General features: G+C 63.4%; 14 protein-coding genes and 2 tRNA genes. 10 read left to right on the top strand and 6 right to left on the bottom strand.

The genetic code is table 11. The annotated features are described in order from the left end of the window. Positions 1-12 precede the first annotated feature (12 nt). From ACI48I_RS18900 to ACI48I_RS18880, 5 genes are all read left to right on the top strand, one after another. Positions 13-2,133 carry a M3 family metallopeptidase gene (locus ACI48I_RS18900; protein WP_498575091.1) on the top strand — a complete coding sequence of 707 codons (2,121 nt, stop codon included), beginning with the start codon at positions 13-15 and terminating at the stop codon, positions 2,131-2,133. A 214-nt stretch (positions 2,134-2,347) separates the two neighbouring features. Beyond that, positions 2,348-2,560: a VF530 family protein gene (locus tag ACI48I_RS18895; RefSeq protein WP_193688855.1), complete on the top strand. Its 213-nt coding sequence runs from the start codon at positions 2,348-2,350 to the stop codon at positions 2,558-2,560. A 10-nt stretch (positions 2,561-2,570) separates the two neighbouring features. Further along, positions 2,571-2,855 (top strand): DUF4404 family protein, encoded by a 285-nt coding sequence (locus ACI48I_RS18890; RefSeq protein WP_193687651.1) that lies wholly within the window; start codon positions 2,571-2,573, stop codon positions 2,853-2,855. 91 nt (positions 2,856-2,946) lie between these two features. Beyond that, complete coding sequence (locus tag ACI48I_RS18885; protein ID WP_498575090.1) at positions 2,947-5,217, top strand: YgiQ family radical SAM protein; 2,271 nt, start codon at positions 2,947-2,949, stop codon at positions 5,215-5,217. 309 nt (positions 5,218-5,526) lie between these two features. Further along, positions 5,527-6,678 carry a GGDEF domain-containing protein gene (locus ACI48I_RS18880; protein ID WP_498575089.1) on the top strand — a complete coding sequence of 384 codons (1,152 nt, stop codon included), beginning with the start codon at positions 5,527-5,529 and terminating at the stop codon, positions 6,676-6,678. Positions 6,679-6,680: 2 nt separating this feature from the next. Here the strand turns inward: ACI48I_RS18880 and ACI48I_RS18875 are convergent, their stop codons facing one another. From ACI48I_RS18875 to ACI48I_RS18865, 3 genes are all read right to left on the bottom strand, one after another. Then, a complete protein-coding gene (locus tag ACI48I_RS18875) occupies positions 6,681-9,029 on the bottom strand; it encodes a PAS domain-containing protein (protein ID WP_498575088.1) in 2,349 nt (782 codons plus the stop codon). Positions 9,030-9,204: 175 nt separating this feature from the next. Continuing rightward, positions 9,205-9,281 (bottom strand) — tRNA-Asp (locus ACI48I_RS18870). 37 nt (positions 9,282-9,318) lie between these two features. Next, a tRNA-Val gene (locus ACI48I_RS18865) sits at positions 9,319-9,394 on the bottom strand. Between the two features lie 341 nt (positions 9,395-9,735). Between ACI48I_RS18865 and ACI48I_RS18860 the strand changes: the two genes are divergently transcribed. The 4 genes from ACI48I_RS18860 to ACI48I_RS18845 all read left to right on the top strand — a co-directional run bounded on the left by ACI48I_RS18860 (position 9,736) and on the right by ACI48I_RS18845 (position 16,376). Then, positions 9,736-11,964 carry a TonB-dependent receptor gene (locus ACI48I_RS18860; protein ID WP_193687647.1) on the top strand — a complete coding sequence of 743 codons (2,229 nt, stop codon included), beginning with the start codon at positions 9,736-9,738 and terminating at the stop codon, positions 11,962-11,964. A 388-nt stretch (positions 11,965-12,352) separates the two neighbouring features. Further along, positions 12,353-14,167, top strand: coding sequence for a S8 family peptidase (locus ACI48I_RS18855; RefSeq protein ID WP_498575087.1), 1,815 nt, complete (start codon positions 12,353-12,355; stop codon positions 14,165-14,167). 149 nt (positions 14,168-14,316) lie between these two features. Beyond that, positions 14,317-15,393, top strand: a complete 1,077-nt coding sequence (gene dinB, locus ACI48I_RS18850) for a DNA polymerase IV (RefSeq protein WP_193687645.1) — start codon at positions 14,317-14,319, stop codon at positions 15,391-15,393. An 86-nt stretch (positions 15,394-15,479) separates the two neighbouring features. Then, on the top strand, positions 15,480-16,376 hold the full coding sequence (locus tag ACI48I_RS18845) for a recombination-associated protein RdgC (protein ID WP_193687644.1): 897 nt from the start codon (positions 15,480-15,482) through the stop codon (positions 16,374-16,376). An 89-nt stretch (positions 16,377-16,465) separates the two neighbouring features. Here the strand turns inward: ACI48I_RS18845 and ACI48I_RS18840 are convergent, their stop codons facing one another. Further along, positions 16,466-18,067, bottom strand: a complete 1,602-nt coding sequence (locus tag ACI48I_RS18840; protein ID WP_498575086.1) for a catalase — start codon at positions 18,065-18,067, stop codon at positions 16,466-16,468. A 111-nt stretch (positions 18,068-18,178) separates the two neighbouring features. After that, positions 18,179-18,664 carry an asparaginase domain-containing protein gene (locus ACI48I_RS18835; protein ID WP_193687642.1) on the bottom strand — a complete coding sequence of 162 codons (486 nt, stop codon included), beginning with the start codon at positions 18,662-18,664 and terminating at the stop codon, positions 18,179-18,181. A 137-nt stretch (positions 18,665-18,801) separates the two neighbouring features. Here ACI48I_RS18835 and ACI48I_RS18830 point away from each other — a divergent pair, with 137 nt between their 5' ends. After that, the gene (locus ACI48I_RS18830; protein WP_193687641.1) at positions 18,802-19,557 is read left to right on the top strand and encodes an L-asparaginase; all 756 of its coding nucleotides are present in this window, start codon (positions 18,802-18,804) and stop codon (positions 19,555-19,557) included. Here ACI48I_RS18830 and ACI48I_RS18825 read toward each other — a convergent pair whose 3' ends face one another. Next, positions 19,558-20,553 (bottom strand): D-2-hydroxyacid dehydrogenase family protein, encoded by a 996-nt coding sequence (locus ACI48I_RS18825; RefSeq protein ID WP_498575085.1) that lies wholly within the window; start codon positions 20,551-20,553, stop codon positions 19,558-19,560. Positions 20,554-20,625 lie beyond the last annotated feature (72 nt).

Raw genomic sequence — 20,625 nt, 5'->3', positions numbered from 1 at the left:
GATAGAGACACAATGAATCGTCATCACATCCTGCTCGTCGCCGCCACTGCCGCCGTGGCCAACCTCGCCTATGCCGAGCCGGCCTCCCTGCTGGACGCATCGAACCCCTTCGCGAAACAGAGCACCCTGCCGTTCAACTACCCGGCCTGGGACAAGATCAAGAACGAACACTTCGCACCCGCCTACGCCGAAGGCATGCGCCAGCAGGCCGCCGAAATCGAAGCGATCGCCAACAACAAGGCGGCGCCGACTTTTGATAACACCATCGTCGCGATGGAGCGTTCGGGCCGGCTGCTGAACCGCGTCGGCAGCGCCTTCAACACCCTGACCGGCTCGTACACCAACGACACCCTGATCGCCCTCGACAAGGAACTGGCGCCGAAGCTGTCGGCCCACAGCGATGCGATCCGCCTGAACCCGAAACTGTATGCGCGCGTCAAGGCGCTGTACGACAAGCGCACCAGGCTGGGCCTGGACGCCGAGTCGCAGTACCTGGTCGAGCGCTACCACACCGATTTCGTGCGCGCCGGCGCCAAGTTGTCCAGCGCCGACAAGCAGAAACTCAAGACCATGAACGGCGAGCTGGCCGCGCTGTCGACCCAGTTTGCGCAGAACGTGCTGAAGGAAGCGAATGCTTCGGCGCTGGTCGTCGACAGCGCCGACGAACTGGCCGGCATGTCGGACAAGCAGATCGCCGTGGCCGCTGCGGAAGCGAAAAAGCGCGGCATGGACGGCAAGTTCGCGATCCCGGTCGTGAATACTACCCAGCAGGCCGGCCTGTCGGTGCTGACCAACCGCGCCACCCGCGAAAAGCTGCTGGCGGCCTCGCTGGCACGCGGTTCGCGCGGCGGCGAATTCGACAACCGCGACGTCGTCCTCAAGATCGCGAAGCTGCGCGCGGAACGCGCCGCGCTGCTGGGCTACCCGAACTACGCGGCCTACAACCTGGAAGAGCAGACCGCGAAGACCACCGGCGCCGTCAACAGCCTGCTGGCCGAATTCGCCAAGCCGGCGGTGAACAACGCGAAGAAGGAAGCGCTTGAAATCCAGAAGGTGATCGATGCCGAGAAGGGCGGCTTCCAGGCCGCGGCCCATGACTGGGCCTTCTACAGCGACAAGGTGCGCCAGCAGCGCTACGCCTTCGACGCCTCGCAACTGCGCCCCTATTTTGAGCTGAACCGCGTGCTGCAGGACGGCGTGTTCTTCGCCGCCAACAAGGAATTCGGCATCAGCTTCAAGGAACGCAAGGACCTGCCGACCTACGACGCCGACGTGCGGACCTTCGACGTGTTCGACGCCGACGGCAAGCAGCTCGCGATCTTCACCCTCGACCCGTACGCGCGCTCGACCAAGCGTGGCGGGGCCTGGGCCAACGCCTGGGTCGCGCAGAGCAAACTGCTGGGTACCCGGCCGGTGATCGCCAACAACCTGAACATCCCCAAGCCGGCCGCGGGCGAACCGACCCTGCTGACCTACGACGAAGTGCGCACGACCTTCCACGAGTTCGGCCACGCGCTGCACAGCATGTTCTCGGACGTGAAATACCCACGCCTGACGCGCGTGCCGCGCGACTACGTCGAGTTCCCGTCGCAGGTGAACGAGATGTGGATGGCGTATCCGGAAGTGCTGGCCAATTATGCCAAGCACTACCAGACCGGCGCGCCGATGCCGAAGGAACTACTGGAGAAGGTGCAGGCGTCGCAGCAGTTCAACGAAGGCTTCCGCACCACCGAGTACCTGGCCGCGTCGCTGCTGGACCAGGCATGGCACCAGCTGTCGCCGAACCAGATCCCGACCGACGTGCTGGCCTTCGAGGCCGAGGCCCTGAAAAAGGCGGGCGTCGACTTTGCCCTGGTGCCGCCGCGCTACCGCACCACCTATTTCTCGCACACCTTCTCGGGCGGTTACTCGGCCGGCTACTACGGCTACCTGTGGGCCGAGAAGCTGGACGCCGATACCGTCAACTGGTTCAAGGAACACGGCGGCCTGACCCGCAAGAACGGCGACCACTTCCGCAAGACCCTGCTGTCGCGCGGCGGTACGATGGACGCGATGCAGATGTACCGCAATTTCAGCGGGCGTGATGCGCAAGTGCAGCCGCTGCTGGAGCGTCGTGGCTTGACCGGGCAGTGATGGTTCGTTGAAGGTGGCAGTCGTTTGTCACCGTCGCGAATGCTCAAAAGTCCGATACGCGTGGGCTCGAGAGCCCACCCTACGTTACGCGACAGCCAGTGGCCGTTGTGCATCGTAGGGTGGGCTCTCGAGCCCACGCGTTTTTCGTGCCCGTGCACACCCGACGTGGTGTATAAATCCCTTGAATCCAACCACGATAAAGACCACCCCAGCGATGAGTGTTCAATCCTTGAACGGTATTACCTTAGAATCCCTGTTAACCCGCCTCGTCGAGCACTATGGCTGGGAGGGACTCGGCCGCCGGATCGACATCAACTGTTTCCAGAAAGACCCGAGCATCAAGTCGAGCCTGAAGTTTTTGCGCCGCACCCCCTGGGCGCGCGAGCAGGTCGAGGCCTTGTACCTCGAAACCCGCTTCACCAACTAGCGAGAACGACATGCTGAACGAGAACGATTCGAACCTGAAGGCGCATTTAAAAACGCTGCACCGCAGCCTCGCCGAAACGGACGAGGTCGACGAAGAGCTGCAAATGCTGCTGCGCCAGCTCGACGGCGACATCAAGCAGGTGCTCGAACGCCGCGCCGAGGCCGACCTCGATACCAACACCTATGGCCTCGGCTCGCGCACCCAGGAACTGAGTGCCCGTTTCACCGCGCGCCACCCGAATGTGGCAGCCACGCTGCGCGAGCTCGGGAATATCCTGTCGAGCATGGGCATTTAAGGTGGGATCTCAACCACAAGTCATTGATAGATAAGCCATTTTCAGGGAGGGGAGCAGCCGGACAACCGGTTTTCCGGTAGAATACCGGCCAATGAACTCCCCAACCAATCTCTTCGCAAGCGTCCCAAAACGCTCCAGCCGCGCACCTGCCGCGCCTTTCCTCCCGATGACCCGCGCCGAAATGGATGCGCTGGGCTGGGATTCGTGCGACGTGATCCTCGTCACCGGCGACGCCTACATCGACCATCCGAGCTTCGGCATGGCGCTGGTCGGGCGCCTGCTGGAAGCGCAGGGCTACCGGGTCGGCATCATCAGCCAGCCGGACTGGCATTCCGCGGAACCCTTCCGCGCACTGGGCAAGCCGAATTTATATTGGGGCATCACCGCCGGCAACATGGACTCGATGGTCAACCGCTACACGGCCGACCGTAAAATCCGTTCCGACGACGCCTATACCCCGAACGCCGAGCCGAATAAACGGCCCGACCGCGCGGTGACCGTCTACGCCCAGCGCGTGCGCGAAGCCTATCCCGGTGTGCCGGTCGTGATCGGTTCGATCGAGGCCTCGCTGCGCCGCATCGCCCACTACGATTACTGGTCCGATAAAGTGCGCCGTTCGGTGCTGTTCGAATCGAAGGCGGACCTGCTGATCTTCGGGAATGCCGAACGCGCATTGGTCGACGTCACGCGCCGCATCGCGGCAGGCGAGAGCATCAAGGAGATCCGCGACATCCGCGGCACCGCTTTCCTGGTACAACCGGGCTGGCTGCCGGACGCCGAATGGTCGGTCCATAACTCCACCCGCGTGGACGTGCCGGGCCGGGTCGACACGCACCCGAACCCGTACGCGATGGCCCAGGAAGACGTCAAAGCCTGCGCCACCGAGAACGCGCAGCCGGAACCGGTCGTGAAGCCCGTCATCATCATGACGCGCGAAGAGCGGCAAGCAGCGGCGCGCGAAAAAGCAATGAAGACCGTGGTGCGCCTGCCGAGTTTTGAAACCGTCAGCGAAGACCCGGTGATGTACGCGCACGCCTCGCGTGTGTTCCACCTCGAATCGAACCCGGGCAATGCGCGCGCCCTCGTCCAGTCGCACGGCGACCGCGACGTCTGGCTGAACGCGCCACCCTTGCCGCTGGCGATGGACGAGATGGACAACGTCTACGACCTGCCGTATGCGCGCAATCCGCACCCGAGCTACGGCAAGGCCCACATCCCGGCCTGGGAAATGATCCGCTATTCGGTCAACATCATGCGTGGCTGCTTCGGCGGCTGCACCTTCTGCTCGATCACCGAGCACGAGGGACGCATCATCCAGAGCCGCTCGGAGCCGTCGATCCTGCGCGAGATCGAGCTGATCCGCGACACGACGAAGAATTTCGCCGGCACCATCACGGATCTGGGCGGCCCGACCGCGAACATGTACCGCCTCGCCTGCAAGGAAAAGAGCATCGAGGAGTCCTGCCGCCGCCTGTCCTGCGTGTATCCGACCATCTGCAGCAACCTGGGCACGGACCACAGCAAGCTGATCCAGCTGTACCGCAAGGCGCGCGCGATTCCGGGCGTCAAAAAAATCCTGATCGGTTCCGGCCTGCGCTACGACCTGGCCGTGCGCTCGCCCGAATACGTGAAGGAACTGGTGACGCACCACGTGGGTGGCCTGCTGAAGATCGCGCCGGAACACACGGAGCAGGGCACCTTGTCAAAAATGATGAAGCCGGGCATCGGCGCTTACGACGAATTCAAGCGCATGTTCGACAAGTATTCGATCGAGGCCGGCAAGAAGCAGTACCTGATCCCGTATTTCATTGCCGCGCACCCGGGCAGTACCGACGAGGACATGCTCAATCTCGCCCTCTGGCTGAAGAAGAACAATTTTAAACTCGACCAGGTGCAGACCTTCACGCCGACGCCGATGGCGATGGCGACGACGATGTACCATACCCGGAAAAATCCGCTGAAAAAGGTGACGGAAGATTCGGAAGTCGTGGAAACGGCGAGGAGCGGCAAGATGCGCAAAGCCCACAAGGCGTTCCTGCGCTACCACCATCCGGAAAACTGGCCGATCCTGCGCGAAACCCTGGTCAAAATGGGCCGGGGTGACCTCATCGGCAACGGTGAACGCCACCTGGTGCCGGCCTGGCATCCGTCGGAAGAGACCGGCACGGCCGTGGCGGGCGACCGCAAGCGACAAGGCGGCATGCCGCAGCTCCCGGTGCAGGCGCACCAGATCGCCGCCAATGCGAAGCGCAAGCCGGAACGGGCAGTGGCCGGCGGCCGTGCGGCGCCTGCTGCACCCGAGCGGGCGCGGCCGTCGATCCTGGCGACCATCAAGACCAAGCCCAAGGGTCCGCGCAAATAGAGTCTGCCATCCTCAAGATCGGCAAAAAGGCCGGCTCCTGCAGCAATGCAGGGGCCGGTTTTTTTATTTGCGGAGACTTGTTGCTCACTGGCGACGTAACATTGTCGGCCTTGCACCGTCGCGCTGCATCGATTACCGAGCACACCCACTAAAGCAATGAAGTGTATGAAGGTATTTGACGAAACCGTGTAAGATAATTCCTTTGGGAAACAGTTGTTAGCTGTTGAATAAGATTTCGATCGCTCTGGCGATTGCCGAAATAAGCCTGCGCCACTTGCGGGCCACAGCTCGCCCACAAGGAATTTTGCAGTGATCGATCATCACCTTTACATGCTGGCAGTCGGCATCGGCAACATTGCGTTTGCCCTGCTGATGGTGCCTTATTTGCGCAGCACCGGCGCGACCCCTGGCCTGAAGGTATGGATGTGGGCGCGCATGGCCTTCGGCGCGACCCAGCTGCTGGCAGTGGTGCGTCCGGCCACGGGCTTGCCGGTGCTGGCGATCGCGGAATCGGCGGGCTGGATCGCCGGCCTGATGCTCGAGGCGGCGGCCTATGCCATGTTCTTCGGCTATCCCCAGTTGCGGCGCTACCTGGTGCCGGTCTCGGCGCTCTACCTGCTGCTGGCCTGCGCCGCCTCCCTGAACGGCTTGCCGCACCTGCAGCTGATCGTCTATGTATCGCTGGCGATGGGTCTCGGGTCATTCACGACAGGCGCGATCCTGATGCATCCGCGCCTGCCCGGCGCGACCGCCCTGCAACGCCTGATCGGCGCCACCGACATGGGCGCCGGCGCCACCCTGGCGGTCTGGGCGGTGATTGTGCTTGCCGGCCATTCCGTTCCGCAATGGGGCGAAGCGATGGCGTATATCGCCGGCTACCTGCTGCTGATCGTGAACGGCTGCGGTTTCATCCTGATGAGCAAGCAGCGCGACGATGCGCGCATGGAGCGCCTGGCCACGACCGACGACCTGACCGGCCTGCTGAACCGCCGCGCCTTCTTCGCCCGCGCCGAGGCGGCGCGCCTCCTCGCGCTGCGCCTGCGCCAGCCGATTACCGTCCTGATGCTCGACATCGACCATTTCAAGCAGCTCAACGACCGCTTCGGCCATGCGACGGGCGACGAGGCGCTCGTCAAATTTTCCGCGACCTGCATGGATTCGCTGCGCGAGCACGACATCCTGGGCCGCCTGGGCGGAGAAGAGTTCGCGCTGGCGCTGCCGGGCACCGACCTCGGCGGCGCAATGCACGCCGCCGAGCGCCTGCGCCAGGGCGTGCTCGACACCCGCCTGCTCACCTGCGGCAACAGTTATACGATGACGGTCAGCGTCGGCGTGGTCCTGATCGGCCCCGAGGAAGATTTAGCCACCGCACTCGCGCGCGCCGACCACGCGCTGTACGAGGCCAAGAGAAACGGACGCAATCGGGTCGAGGCCGGTTTAGTGGGCCGGCGCCGCGCCTGATATCACGCGTGCGCCAGGCGCGCCAGCAGATCCTGCACCGCGCCCAATTGCGCCGGTTTCGTCAGGTGGTGATCGAAACCCGCATCGCTCGAGCGCAGGCGGTCGCTGTCGGTCCCCCATCCGGTCAGCGCGACCAGGGTGATGCTTTCCAGTCCCGGTTTGATGCGCATGGCGCTGGCGGTTTCATACCCGTTCAGCCCGGGCATGCCGATATCGAGGAAGGCGACCTGCGGCATGAATTCAACGGCCGCCTGCAGGGCCGCCACGCCGTCGTGCGCCACCCGCGTCGTGTGTCCGCTGGCCTCGAGGATCATCGAGAGGGTCAAGGCCGCATCCACGTTGTCGTCGACCACCAGCACCCGTAAGCCCGGGCACGGGCCGGCTGCCGCGCCGGCGTCTCCCGCTTGGGCGGCAGGCGCCTGCGTGGCGCCACTGGCGGCCAGCGGCAGCCTGACTTCGAAGGTGCTGCCCTTGCCGGCGCCGGCACTGGCCGCCGTCACCGAACCGCCGTGCATCTCGACCAGGCGCCGCACCAGCGACAGCCCGATGCCGAGGCCGCCCTGGGCACGTTCCACGTGGCGCTCGACCTGCTTGAACATGTCGAACACGCTGATCAAGGAATCGGCCGGGATGCCGACCCCGGTATCGGACACGGTCACGACGGCAAATTCCCCGTCGTCGCGCAGCGACAGGTCGATGCGTCCGCCGGCGGGGGTGTACTTGGCGGCGTTGTTGAGCAGGTTCGCCACCACCTGGGCGATCCGGGTGACGTCCGCATCGACCACCAGTTCCTGGTCGGGAAGCGCCACGTTCAGGCGGTGCCGCGCCGCCTCGATCAGCGGCATGCTCGTTTCCACCGCACTCGAGAGGATCCTGGCCAGGCCCGCCCGCTCGCGCTTGAGTTCGAGCTTGCCGCCGCTGATGCGGGCCACGTCGAGCAGGTCGTCGATCAGGTGGACCATGTGGCCGACCTGCCGCTCCATCATCTCGCGCACTCTGCGCACCGCGCCGGCATTGTCGCCGGACAGGCGCATGAGACCCAGGCCGCTGCGAATCGGCGCCAGCGGATTGCGCAGCTCGTGCGCCAGCGTCGCCAGGAATTCCGTTTTTCTCCGGTCCGCTTCGGACAGGTCGGCCGCCAGGTGGCGCAGCTGCTCGTCGGAGCGCTTCCTGGCCGTGATGTCGGAAAACAGGAGGGCGACCCTGCCGCTGCCGGCGCCGCCGATCGGCGTGGCGTAGACATCGAACCAGCGTCCGAGCGCGGCCGCTTCGCTCTCGAAGCGGACCGCTTCGCCGGTCAGCGCGACGCGGCCGTAGGTATCGAACCAGAAGCGGTCGAGTTCCGGCACCAGTTCCCTGGCCGTCTTGCCGGTGGCGTCGGCCAGGCCCGTGTGGCGCTCGAACATGCCGTTCATCTCGAGGAAACGGTAATCGACCGGCTTGTTCCCAGCGTCGAAGATCATCTCTAGGATGGCGAAGCCCTGGTCCATCGACTCGAACAGGGTCCGGTAGCGTTCTTCGCTGGCGCGCAGCTTTTCCGCGGCGAGCGTGCGCTCGGTCTGGTCGACGCCATGGACCAGCAGGCCGGTAATGGCGCCGTCCGCATCGCGCAGGGCCGTGAAGACCAGGTCGATGAAGCGTTCCTCCAGCGCCGCACCCGGTTGGCGCTGCAGCATGACGGGCATGTCGGTGCCGGTGAACGGTTCGCCCGTGCGGTAGACCTCATCGAGCAATTCGAAAAACCCCTGGCCCTCGACTTCCGGCAGCGCCTGGCGTATCGGCTGGCCGACCGGGTCGCGCTTGCCGACCAGTTGCTGGTAACGTTCGTTGATCAGCTCGATGACGTGGTCGGGGCCGCTGAACACGGCCATGAAGGCGGGTGTCTGGTTGAAGATGTCGGCCATGCGCGCGTTGGTGGCCTGCACCTCCTTGAGCAGCCGTTCGCGCTCGACGCCGGTCTCATGCGCCGCAGTCACGTCGCGCGAGACCGCCAGCAGATGTTGCAGCTGGCCGTCTTCGGCGTGCACCGCGGTGACCATGACTTCCCACCAGCGTGGGGTGCCCGCGGCGGTCGGGCAGTAGGCCTTGAATTGGCCGATGCCGCCCGCCCGCGCCAGCGCCAGCGCCGCATCGACCGCCGCCTGGCTTTCCTGTGGCCAGAAAGACTTCCACAGCGCCCCGGCAAAGCGCTTGAAATCGTCGATTTCCATGGCGCAGATGCCGTTCCGGTTCATCGCCACGATATGGCCGTCATTGCTGAGCAGCTTCAGGCAATCGGGACTGCTTTCGAACAGTTGCAGTCCCAGGGCGTTGGTGTCGAGGAGGGGAGCGCTAGGGGAGGTATGCTGCATCAAGAGTCCAGGTCTGCGGTTGCCGGCAGGGGCGTGGCGAAGGCCGGCTAAAGTTCATCAATATCATGGCCTGGCAGCGGCTGACTGTTCGTTCGCGAACGCGTACGAAAGAGAAACGGAAACGGAAGCGGAAAAGAAAAAAGGCCCGACAAGTCGGACCTTTTTTCCTTGATGCTGGCGGAGCGGACGGGGCTCGAACCCGCGACCCCCGGCGTGACAGGCCGGTATTCTAACCAACTGAACTACCGCTCCGTTTTTACTGATCGGTTCCTCGTTTCGAACTGAATGCTGGTGGGCGCTGAGAGGCTCGAACTCCCGACCTAATCCTTGTAAGGGATCCGCTCTACCAACTGAGCTAAGCGCCCCGCTCACCGTATTCTGTTCGTCTGACGTTTGTCATCGCGTCTGAAGAGGCCCGAATCATAGCGTATGGCTTCGCGGATATGCAAGGGTTTTTCTAAAAAAGTGGAAAACCCCGTTTTCGGCGGCAGTACGGGTGGTTGAAGGAAGTGTTGTTAATCGGGTCGTGCAAGGCCTCCCGCGCTTGCCTTGCCAGCCCGCCATCGGAAACAATAGCGGCTTGATTCAGCGGCAATCTTGAGACATCGACAAAGATGCAGGTGCCGTGGCGGGTAAACCGCCGGCCGCCTGGCGGCGCATGGAGGAAGTAGCGGCATCGCGTTTTTTTCTCACTTCAAGGAACAACATGATCAAGATGTCCAAGATGCACCGCCGCGTCGTGCACGCGCACGCTCTGCTGGCGCTGGGCGCCGCCTTCCCGGCCGGTTCGGCCCTGGCCCAGGAAGCAGCCCCGGCCGCCAGCACCGGCGCCCTGCAGACCGTGACCGTCACCGCCCAGCGGCGCACCGAAAACATCCGCGACGTGCCGGTGTCGGTCTCGGCCCTGCGCGGCGAAAAGCTCGACGTGCTGGTGTCGGGCGGCGAGGACATCCGCCTGCTGGCCGGCAAGCTCCCGAGCCTGAACGTGGAATCGTCGAACGGCCGTACCTTCCCGCGCTTCTACATCCGCGGCTACGGCAATACCGATTTCAACACCTTCGCCTCGCAGCCGGTCTCCCTGATCTATGACGACGTGGTGCAGGAAAACCCGATCCTGAAAGGCTTCCCGATCTTCGACCTGCAGAGCGTCGAAGTGCTGCGCGGGCCGCAGGGCACCCTGTTCGGCCGCAACACCCCGGCCGGCGTGGTGAAATTCGAATCCGAGAAGCCGAGCCTGAACAAGCTCGAAGGCTATTACAACGCCTCCATTGCAACCCACAACACGATCAACGTCGACGGCGCCGTCAACGTGCCGCTCTCGAAAGAATGGGCGATGCGCTTCTCGGCCCTGCGCCAGCACCGCGACGATTACGTGGAAAACTTCGCCGACCTCGCCCAGACCCAGAAGCGCGGCGACCTCGACGGCTACAACGAACACGCCGAACGCGTGCAATTCCTGTACAAGCCGGCCGGCGCCTTCAGCGCCCTGTTCAACCTGCACCAGCGCACCACGAGCGGCAGCGCGCGCCTGTTCCGTGCCAACCTGATCCGCAAGGGCACGAACGACATCGCCGACGGCCTCGATCTCGACCGCATCGTCACGAACGCGCAGAACTTCCAGAATCTGACCACCCGCGGCGCCAACGCCCGCCTGTCCTGGGATCTGGGCGACTATAAACTGTATTCGGTCACCGGCTACGAGACCATTGGCGACTATAACAGCCGCGGCGACATCGACGGCGGCACCCCGGCCGGTCCCGGCTTCATCCCTTTCCAGGTCGAGACCGCCAGCAAGATCGAGGACCTGAAGCAGTACAGCCAGGAAGTGCGCCTCGAATCCGAATACGCCGGCCCCCTGAACTGGCAGGCAGGCGTGTACTGGTTCGACGAATCGGCTACCGGCGGCAGCGACAATTTCAGCAGCACGACCGGCGCGCGCACCTCGCGCCTGTTCAGCCGCCAGGACAATACGGCCTGGGCCGTGTTCGGTTCGGCCACTTATAAAGTCTCGAGCGTGTTCGATGTCCGTGGCGGCCTGCGCTACACGAAGGACAAGAAGGATTTCAATACGGTCGTCAACGAAAACGTGGTGCAGATCGGCGACACCGGCGTGAACACCAGCAAGGCGAAGGTCAGCTGGGACCTGTCCGGTACCTACAAGCTGACCCCGTCCGTAAACGTGTATGGCCGCGTCGCCACCGGCTTCCGCGCGCCGAGTATCGCGGCGGCCTCGGCCTCGGTGCCGATCACGGTGGCCGATGCCGAGACCATCACCTCGGTCGAAGCCGGCGTGAAGGCCGACCTGTTCGACCGCCGCGGCCGGGTCGCCTTCTCGGTCTACGACTACACGGTCAAGGACCAGCAGCTGACCGTCGTGGGCGGCAACTCGAACGTCAACCGCCTGATCAACGCGGATAAAACCAAGGGCCGCGGTGTCGAGCTCGACGTCGAGGCGGCGATCAGCCCGTCGCTGCGCGTGACCGGCAGCACCAGCTACAACTACACGCAAATCCGCGACGCCAGCCTGTCGGTGAACCGCTGCGGTTCCTGCACCATCCTGGATCCGATCAACGCCGCCAACCGCGTCGTCATCAACGGCAACATGCTGCCGCAGGCGCCGCGCTGGATCGTCAACGCCACCGCGCGCTGGAGCGCGCCGGTCGCCGACGGCGAGGTGTTCGTGTTTACCGACTGGTCGTATCGCAGCAAGATCAATTTCTTCCTGTACGAAGCGGCCGAGTTCACCGGCAAGCCGCTGACCGAAGGCGGCCTGCGCCTGGGTTACACCTGGGCAAATGGCAAGTATGAAGCGGCCGTGTTCGGCCGTAACATCCTCGACCAGCGCCGCATCACGGGCGCCATCGACTTCAACAACCTGACGGGCTTCACCAATGAGCCGCGTACCTGGGGCGTTCAATTCAAGGGTAACTTTTAATTACAAGAAGCTGACAAAACGCAGCTGACGGTTAAAAAACCTGTGGTGTCCGTAAATGGCCGCGCTCTGCGCGGCCTTTTTTATGCCTGTTTCATAAGCAGATGTCTTGCCTTATATACCAAGTAATGATTGTTGCGACGATGATAATGAAAGCCTGCCGTATGTTATTTGGCGTACATACAAAACCTTCAAATAAACGATGTTTTTGTTAAATCAACATGCGAAAGTGTTGCGAAAGCGCTGCACACGATTCGAAATTCCCCACACGCATGATTACTCCGCAGTACATTTTCCGAGCCGCCACTCGAGGGCACATCGGCGACCAGCCGGTGAACATAAACCAAGGCAATCACGCCTTGACGGAAAACTACACATCGAAGGGCTCAACATGAAGTCGACGCAATCGATTTACCCGAGTTTGTTGAAAGTCGCTGTAGCTGTCTCCATCGCCACCGCCTCGCTGGGCTTCGGCTCCGCCATCGCCGCAGGCAGCGCGCCTGAAGCCCAGGCCGCGGGCACCACGCAATATATCCTCCACACCGACCGCCTGATCGTCAAATACAAGGATGCCAACGTCGGCAGCGCCAAGGCCACCGTGCCGACGGCCATGACGGCGGCACGCCAGGCGATTGCCGACCGCGCCGGCCAGCAGTTCGGCATGCGCCTCCAGGCCCTGCACCATATCGCCACCGGCGCCCAGGTGCTGAAGATCGACCGCAAGGTGTCGCTGCAGGAAGCGTCGGCGCTGGCGAAGGAACTGATGGCACGCGACAGCTCGATCGAATACGCTGAGCCCGACCGCATCATGACCAAGATGGCCACGGCCAACGACCCGTATTACGCGCAGCAGTGGGATTACACCGACGCGACCGGCGGCCTGCGCCTGCCCGGCGCCTGGGACCTCTCGACCGGTACCGGCGTGAACGTTGCCGTGATCGACACCGGCTACCGTCCACACGCCGACCTTTCCGGCCAGTTCGTCGGCGGCTACGACTTCATTTCCGACACCGCGGTGGCCAACGACGGCAACGGCCGCGACGCCGACCCGTCCGACCCGGGCGACTGGATCGCCGCCAACGAGTGCTACGCCGGCAATACCGCACAGAACTCGAGCTGGCACGGCACCCACGTGTCCGGCACCATCGCCGCCAAGACCAATAACAGCCTGGGCATCGCCGGCGTCGCCTACAACGCCAAGATCGTGCCCGTGCGCGTGCTCGGCAAGTGCGGCGGCTACACCTCGGACATCGCCGACGCGATCATCTGGGCCTCGGGTGGTACCGTGACCGGCGTGCCGGCCAACGCCAACGTGGCCAAGGTCATCAACATGTCGCTCGGCGGCGGCGGCGCTTGCGATACCACGACCCAGAACGCGATCAACAGTGCCCGTTCGCGCGGCACCGTCGTCGTCGTCGCGGCCGGCAACGAAAACCAGAACGCCAGCAACTCGAATCCGGCCAACTGCACCGGCGTCATCGCCGTGGCGGCAACCGGCAAAACGGGCGCGAAGGCATCGTATTCGAACTACGGTACCGTGGTCGACGTGGCGGCACCAGGCGGCGACGGTGCCAACAGCATCCTGTCGACGCTCAACAGCGGCACCACCACCCCGGGTTCCGACAACTACGTCGGCTACCAGGGCACCTCGATGGCGACCCCGCACGTTGCCGGCGTGGCTGCACTGATGCTGTCGAAGAACCCTGCGCTGACGCCGGACGACATTGAAGCCAAGCTCAAGAGCACCGCACGCGCTTTCCCGGGCACCTGCTCGCAGTGCGGCACCGGTATCGTCGACGCGGCAGCCGCCGTCGCCGCCGCCAGCGGCGCGACCGCGCCGACGATCTCGGAAACCGAGTCGAACAACACGATCTCGACCGCGAACGCGATCTCGACCAGCGGCACCACCGTCAACGGCACCATGAGCGCCTCGACCGACAGCGACTACTTCGTCGTCCAGCTGCCGCCCGGTAAGACGCTGACCGCCACGATGACCCCGGGCCTGTCGACCGCCGACTACGACGTGTACAGCTACAACAGTGCAGGTACGCAGCTGACCGCCAGCGAAAACGGCGCCGGCGCGACCGATACCGCTTCGGTGGTGAATAACGGCAGCACCACCGCGCCAGTCTATGTGCGCGTGAAGTACTACAGCGGCGGCACCGGTTCGACCAACGGCAAGTACACGCTGAAGGCGACCTGGTAATTTCCCTGCTTGCGTAACAAAGCCCAAAGACGCGCGGCTTGCCGCGCGTCTTTTTTTGCCTGAAGCGCCCTCCCTGCGCCCCTTGCAACAAAATCCAATTGACGAGATACTGTACGGAATTACAGTAGTCGGCCCCGGCCGCCGCCAGAGTGAACGTCCCCGCACGTAAAATCATCCATTGCGATTGCGACTGTTTTTATGCCTCGGTCGAGATGCGCGACGATCCGTCCCTGCGCGGGCGTCCGCTCGCCGTGGGTGGCCGGCCCGACCAGCGCGGCGTCGTCGCGACCTGCAATTACGAGGCGCGCCGCTTCGGCATCCATTCGGCGATGGCGACCGCCCAGGCCATGAAACTGTGCCCGGAATTATTGGTCATTCCGCCGGCGATGGAGAAATACCGGATCGCCTCGCGCCAGATCATGGAGATCTACAGCGACTACACGGACCTGGTCGAACCGCTCTCGCTCGACGAAGCCTACCTGGACGTCTCGAATTCCCCGCACTGCAAGGGCAGCGCCACCCTGATCGCGCAGGAAATCCGCAAACGGATTTTCGAGACCGTCGGCATCACCGCCTCGGCCGGCGTGGCGCCGAACAAATTCGTCGCGAAAATCGCCAGCGACTGGAACAAGCCGGACGGCCTGTTCCTGGTGCGGCCGGAAGAAGTGGATGCCTTCGTCTCGGCGCTGCCGGTGAAAAAACTGCACGGTGTCGGTAAAGTGACGGCCGCCAAGCTGAATAAACTGGGTGCGCAGACCTGCCTTGATTTGCGCGGCTGGACAATGCAGGAGCTGCAACACCACTTCGGCAGTTTTGGTGCGCGCCTGCATGACCTGTGCCGGGGCATCGACAACCGCGAAGTCAGCCCGGAGCGCGAACGCAAATCGGTCAGCACCGAGGAAACGTATACCAACGACGTCCCCGACCTGCCGGCCTGCCTGGCGCTGCTGCCCGAGTTATATGAACACCTGCTGGGCCGGATAAAACGTGCCGGTGCCGAAAAATTCATCAATAAGCTGTTCATTAAAATCAAATTTTCCGATTTCCAGCAGACCACCGTCGAGTGCGTCGCCTATGCACCGCACCTGCCCACCTTCGCGCGCCTGATGGAGACCGGCTGGCTGCGTGCCAGCCGCCCCGTACGCCTGCTGGGCGTGGGCGTGCGCCTGGGCGACAGCGAACATGTCGAGCAGCTGAGCCTGTTTGACGAACACGCAACACATTAAAACGTTGTTGTTGCCACGTGAAAATGTGGCGACATCAGCGTGTAGAATGTCGTTCCCCTGAAATACTGAGACAACAGAAAGCAACTATGTGGTTCAAGAATCTTCAGATTTACCGCCTGCCCGCACCATGGGCCTTCACGCCTGAACAGATGGAGGAGGCGCTCGCGCCACTGGCCTTCACGCCGGCGAACAGCAATGAACTGCTGCGCCAGGGCTGGGATGCGCCGCGTCCGAACGGCGGCCTGGTTCACGTCGTCAACAAGCAGATGCTGATGATGCTCGGCACCGAAAAGAAGCTGCTGCCGAGCTCGGTGATCAACCAGGTCGCCAAGGCGAAAGCGGCCGAGCTGGAAGAGCAGCAGGGCTTCCCGCCAGGCAAGAAGGCGATGAAAGAACTGAAGGAACGCGTGGCCGACGAACTGCTGCCGCGCGCATTCACGATCCGCAGCAATACCTGGACCTGGATCGACCCGGTCAACGGCTGGCTGGTTGTCGATGCCGCCAGCCCGGCCAAGGCCGATGACGTGGTCAAGCTGCTGCTGAAAGGCGTCGACCGCATGCCGCTCGAGTCGCTGCGCGTGCAGCGTTCGCCGGTGGCCGTGATGACCGGCTGGCTGGAAGCCGACGAGGCGCCATATAACTTCACGATCGACCAGGACACGGAACTGCGTGCCACCGGAGAGAGCCGCGCGGCTGTCCGTTACGTGAAACACTCGCTCGATCCGGACGACATCCGCCGCCACATCGCCGCAGGTAAACAGTGCACGCGCCTGGCCATGACCTGGAACAGCCGCGTCAGCTTCGTGCTGACCGAATCGCTGGCGATCAAGGGCATCAAACCGCTGGACGTCATCAACGAAGGCGGCGCCGTCACCAACAGCGACGACGAGCGTTTCGATAACGACATGATGCTGATGACCGGCGAGCTGGCGAAGATGCTGGCCGACGTGGTGGAAGCCTTGGGCGGCGAAGCCAAGGCCTAAGGCTGTTGTTGTTGGGGCGGCTCTGCCGCCCCCATGCGTAAAACGGACCCTCGCGGGTCCGTTTTGCTTTCATACGGCGCATCAAGCGCTTATTTCGCGCTGGCCACCTCCTCACTGGTTGCCGGCTCCTCGCTCCTGCCGTCGGTGTAGGTCGCGCCCTGGCGGTTCTCGTGCGGCATCGGCTTGCCTGGCAGCGGCGGCAGCGCCTTCGCCTTCTCGAGGTCGATGCCGGCGATCTGCGCCACGCGGCGCCCGTAATCCTCGTCGCAATGCCACAGGTGCCATACCATGCGCAGCTGTACGACTTCAGGGCATTGTTTCAGGTCGCCGCCGACATTGTTGACGAGTTCCTCGCGCTCCCAGTCGGCGAAACTGCGGTAGCGGTCGCCCGCCTGCTTGTAGTCGCTGCGCGTATTCGTTGTCTGGTAGCGGCCGAGGTGGCCTTCGACATACTGGTGATAATCGCGCTGCGGCTGCGGCGCCTCCTGCGTGCCGCCCAGCAGGCTCGGCTCGTAGTTGATGTGTTTATTTTCTCCGCTGTCGTCGACCACATACGTCATCTGGCCGTCGCGCTGGTTGGTGCGGGGGCGGGCACGTTCCTGCGGCGCATTGATCGGCAGTTGCAGGTAATTCGGGCCGACGCGGTAGCGCTGGGTGTCGGAATAAGAGAGGGTGCGGCCCTGCAGCATCTTGTCGTCCGAAAAATCGACGCCGTCGACCAGCACGCCGGTGCCGAAGGCCGATTGCTCGGTTTCCGCGAACACGTTGTCTGGATTGCGGTCAAGCACCATGCGGCCCACCGGCAGCAGCGGAAACTGGTCTTCCGGCCAGCGTTTGGTGTCGTCCAGCGGGTCGAAGTCGAGTTCGGGATGCTCGCCGTCGGCCATGATCTGCACGCAGAATTCCCATTCCGGATAATCGCCGCGCTCGATTGCGTTATACAGGTCGCGCGTGGCGTGGCTGGTGTCGTGCGCCTGGATCTCGGCCGCCTGGGCGGCGGTCAGGTTGCGCACGCCTTGCCGCGGCTGCCAGTGGAATTTTACGAGGTGAGCCACGCCCTGGTCGTTGACCAGTTTATAGGTGTTCACGCCCGAGCCTTCCATCTCGCGGTAATTCGCCGGGATGCCCCAAGGACTCTTCACCCAGGTCACCATGTGCAGCGCTTCGGGAGAATTGGCGACGAAATCATAGAAGCGCCACGGCTCCTGCTGGTTGGTGACCGGATCGGGTTTAAAAGCGTGGATCATGTCCGGGAATTTAATGGCATCGCGAATGAAGAACACCTTTAAATTGTTGCCGACCAGGTCCCAGTTGCCCTCGACGGTTTTCAGTTTGACGGCAAAGCCACGCGGGTCGCGTGCGGTTTCCGGTGAGTCCTTGCCGCCGATAACGGTCGAGAAACGGACGAACACGGGCGTTTGCACCCCGGTCTCGTTCAGTACCCGCGCACGTGTGTATTTGCTGGCCGGTTCGCCGCCGATGGTGCCATAGGCTTCGAAGAAGCCGTGGGCACCGGTGCCGCGCGCATGGACCACGCGCTCGGGAATGCGCTCGCGATCAAAATGGGTGATCTTCTCGATGAACTGGTAGTTCTCGAGCGTGGCCGGACCGCGCTCGCCGACGGAGCGCAGCGACTGGTTATCGCGCACGGGGTGGCCCTGGCGCGTAGTCAGGATGGGACGGTCTGACATGGAAACTCTCCTCTCGGTTTCAGGGAGAGAAAAGTATAAAAACTTTACCGACAGGGCAGCGCTCTGCTGCCCTGTGGAATTTTTATTTGATGCTTTTGAGTATTGCTGCTGTTACAGCGGTTCGAACACGCCGGCGGCGCGGTTCTTGGTCACGTTGTTCCAGGCGAACACTTGCCCGTTCATGGCGACATACACGCCGGGCGCCAGCGTCTGCGCCACACCGCAGGCAAAGCCGAGATTGAAAAGGGCGTCGGAGTTGGCGATCTCGTAGGGGATCATGGCGCCGGTGAGCACGATCGTCTTGCCGAGGTTCGCAGCGCCGAGCACGGCGGCCGTTTGCGGCATCGTATCGGTGCCATGCACGATGACGATCGCCTTTTCGCCGGCAGCCTGGCAGGCGGCGAGCACGCGCTGGCGGTCGGCATCCTGCATGTCGAGCGAATCGAGCAGCGGCAGCACTTCGAGCGCGACCGGAATGGTCAGGCGCGCACGTTTGATTACCTCCGGCATGTGGCTTTCGGAAAAGCCGAGCACACCGTTCAGCTCATTGTAATGTTTGTCGAAGGTGCCGCCGGTGGCGATGAGTCGCAAAGTCATATCGGTTTATAAACGCAGTAAAAAAAGGTGGGTCATCATAGCGCCAAAATGGTGTGTATCCAGATGTGACTGCGCTAGAATCGGCTGGATCGGATGAGTAGACTGATCTTTTTTAAGGGCAAGCCCCACACCATCGTATGAAAGCCGTTGCTCCAGGAACCGTTATTTTCCACCGTCATCGCGGGTATGGCGTGATCACCCACGTCAACCTGCTGACCGGCTGGATTTCCGCCCGCTTCGGTAACGAAGCGCGCACGCTCGACCTGAATCTCTCGAGCGACGAAGTCCAGCACGCCGATGGCGAACCCATCCTTTTCAGGCGTGCGCCGCCGGACCGCATGCCGCACGCGCGCCTGATGGCGGTCGTGCGCGAGCTGCACAGTGCCGGCTACCAGAAACTGTATTTGTACTCGTGGCCGAAGCCGTCCGGCCTGCACTGGCGCTGGCATCTGTTTACGGGACAGCGCAACTGGATGCAGCGCTCCTGGCGAGAAGGCTGGTACGGATCGGGCGCCGAGTACAACAATAATCCGGTGATGGGGTGGGGCGACACGCCCGGCGCCACGACCGAGGAGCTGATCCACGCCCTGGCGAAATTCGATCCCCAGGGCCTGGCCCAGGCCTTGGGGCGCGACGAAGACCACACGGCCTGGTTCGCCGCTACCTGCGAGGCGCTGCTGCCGGGTTACATGTACAGCCTGAACGTCGAGCGGCCACCGGGTGGCGGGCTGATCGACGCGCCGCCGGTGCCGGTGGTCGCGGTGCGCGCCGGCTTGCCGGCTTATACCGGTCCGGAAATCGGCTGGCCGCCTGGCTGGGCCGGCCTCTGGACGCGTTCCCACGTGATGCCGGCGCGCCGCATCAACCTGACGGGCGAGCCCGAACTGCGCTGACTACGTCCCGACGTTTAACGCATCCGGATTCAGGATATTCGTCGGCTTGCCCGCCGCGAAATGCACGACATTCTCGAACGCCGCCCTGAAATACAGCTCGTAACTGTCCCGCTCGACATAGCCCAGGTGCGGCGTCGCCAGTACCGTCGGCATGCGCAGCAGCGCTGCATCCGGCGGCAAGGGCTCCTCCGTGAACACGTCCAGCGCCGCCATGCCCGGCCGGCCCGCCTGCAGCGCCGCCTCCAGTGCGCCCGCTTCGACCAGTTCGGCCCGGCTCGTGTTGACCAATAAAGCGTCCGGTTTCATGCGCGCCAGATCTGTCGCCTTGACGATGCCGCGCGTGGCCTCGGCCAGGCGCAGGTGCAAACTCAATACGTCGGCCTGCTCGAAAAACGCCTCGCGCGTGGCGGCCGCCTCGAACCCGTCGGCCACCGCCGCCTGGCGGCTGGTGTCGCTGCCCCACACCAGGATGCGCATCCCGAAGGCCTTGCCATATCCTGCCACCAGCTTGCCGATCTTGCCGTAACTCCAGATCGCCAGCGTCCGCCCACGCAGCACCCGCCCCAGGCCGTTGAGCTCCGGATGGGTCGACGCCGTCTGCCAGATCCCGTCTTTCAAATTTGTCGCATACGGCACGATCTTGCGGCTGGCCGCCATGATCAGCGCCCAGGTCAGCTCGGCCGGCGCCACGGGGGAGCCGACACCCTCGGCGATGGCGATCCCGCGTGCCGTCGCCGCTGCCACATCGACGTGGCCGGCCAGCTTGCCCGTCTGCGAAATGAGTTTTAAGTTTGGCAACTTGTTGAGCAGGGCAGCGGGCAGGCTCGTCCGCTCACGGATCAGTACCAGCGCCTCGTAGGGCGCCAGCCGGATCGCGAGCTGGCCCAGGCCACGCGCGGAATTGTTGAACACCTTGACCTCATGACCATCCAATATTTTGTAACAGTCGAGGCTGGGGGTGGCATTCTGGTAATCGTCGAGAATGGCAATTTTCATCGGAGTTGAGCGAAGTTATGGATGGGCGCGTAAAAGAATAACGGGTTCCCGCAGAATCGAAGTAGCCTACTA

Source organism: Massilia sp. LXY-5, from assembly GCF_059801075.1.
This window is presented reverse-complemented; position numbering and strand designations above follow the sequence as displayed.

Coding starts and splice junctions, on each gene's coding strand:
- ACI48I_RS18895 (WP_193688855.1), top strand. CDS start 2,348: ATGAGTGTTCAATCCTTGAACGGTATTACCTTAGAATCCCTGTTAACC.
- ACI48I_RS18840 (WP_498575086.1), bottom strand. CDS start 18,067: ATGTCAGACCGTCCCATCCTGACTACGCGCCAGGGCCACCCCGTGCGC.
- ACI48I_RS18860 (WP_193687647.1), top strand. CDS start 9,736: ATGATCAAGATGTCCAAGATGCACCGCCGCGTCGTGCACGCGCACGCT.
- ACI48I_RS18845 (WP_193687644.1), top strand. CDS start 15,480: ATGTGGTTCAAGAATCTTCAGATTTACCGCCTGCCCGCACCATGGGCC.
- ACI48I_RS18830 (WP_193687641.1), top strand. CDS start 18,802: ATGAAAGCCGTTGCTCCAGGAACCGTTATTTTCCACCGTCATCGCGGG.
- ACI48I_RS18900 (WP_498575091.1), top strand. CDS start 13: ATGAATCGTCATCACATCCTGCTCGTCGCCGCCACTGCCGCCGTGGCC.
- ACI48I_RS18885 (WP_498575090.1), top strand. CDS start 2,947: ATGAACTCCCCAACCAATCTCTTCGCAAGCGTCCCAAAACGCTCCAGC.
- ACI48I_RS18855 (WP_498575087.1), top strand. CDS start 12,353: ATGAAGTCGACGCAATCGATTTACCCGAGTTTGTTGAAAGTCGCTGTA.
- ACI48I_RS18835 (WP_193687642.1), bottom strand. CDS start 18,664: ATGACTTTGCGACTCATCGCCACCGGCGGCACCTTCGACAAACATTAC.
- ACI48I_RS18825 (WP_498575085.1), bottom strand. CDS start 20,553: ATGAAAATTGCCATTCTCGACGATTACCAGAATGCCACCCCCAGCCTC.
- ACI48I_RS18890 (WP_193687651.1), top strand. CDS start 2,571: ATGCTGAACGAGAACGATTCGAACCTGAAGGCGCATTTAAAAACGCTG.
- ACI48I_RS18875 (WP_498575088.1), bottom strand. CDS start 9,029: ATGCAGCATACCTCCCCTAGCGCTCCCCTCCTCGACACCAACGCCCTG.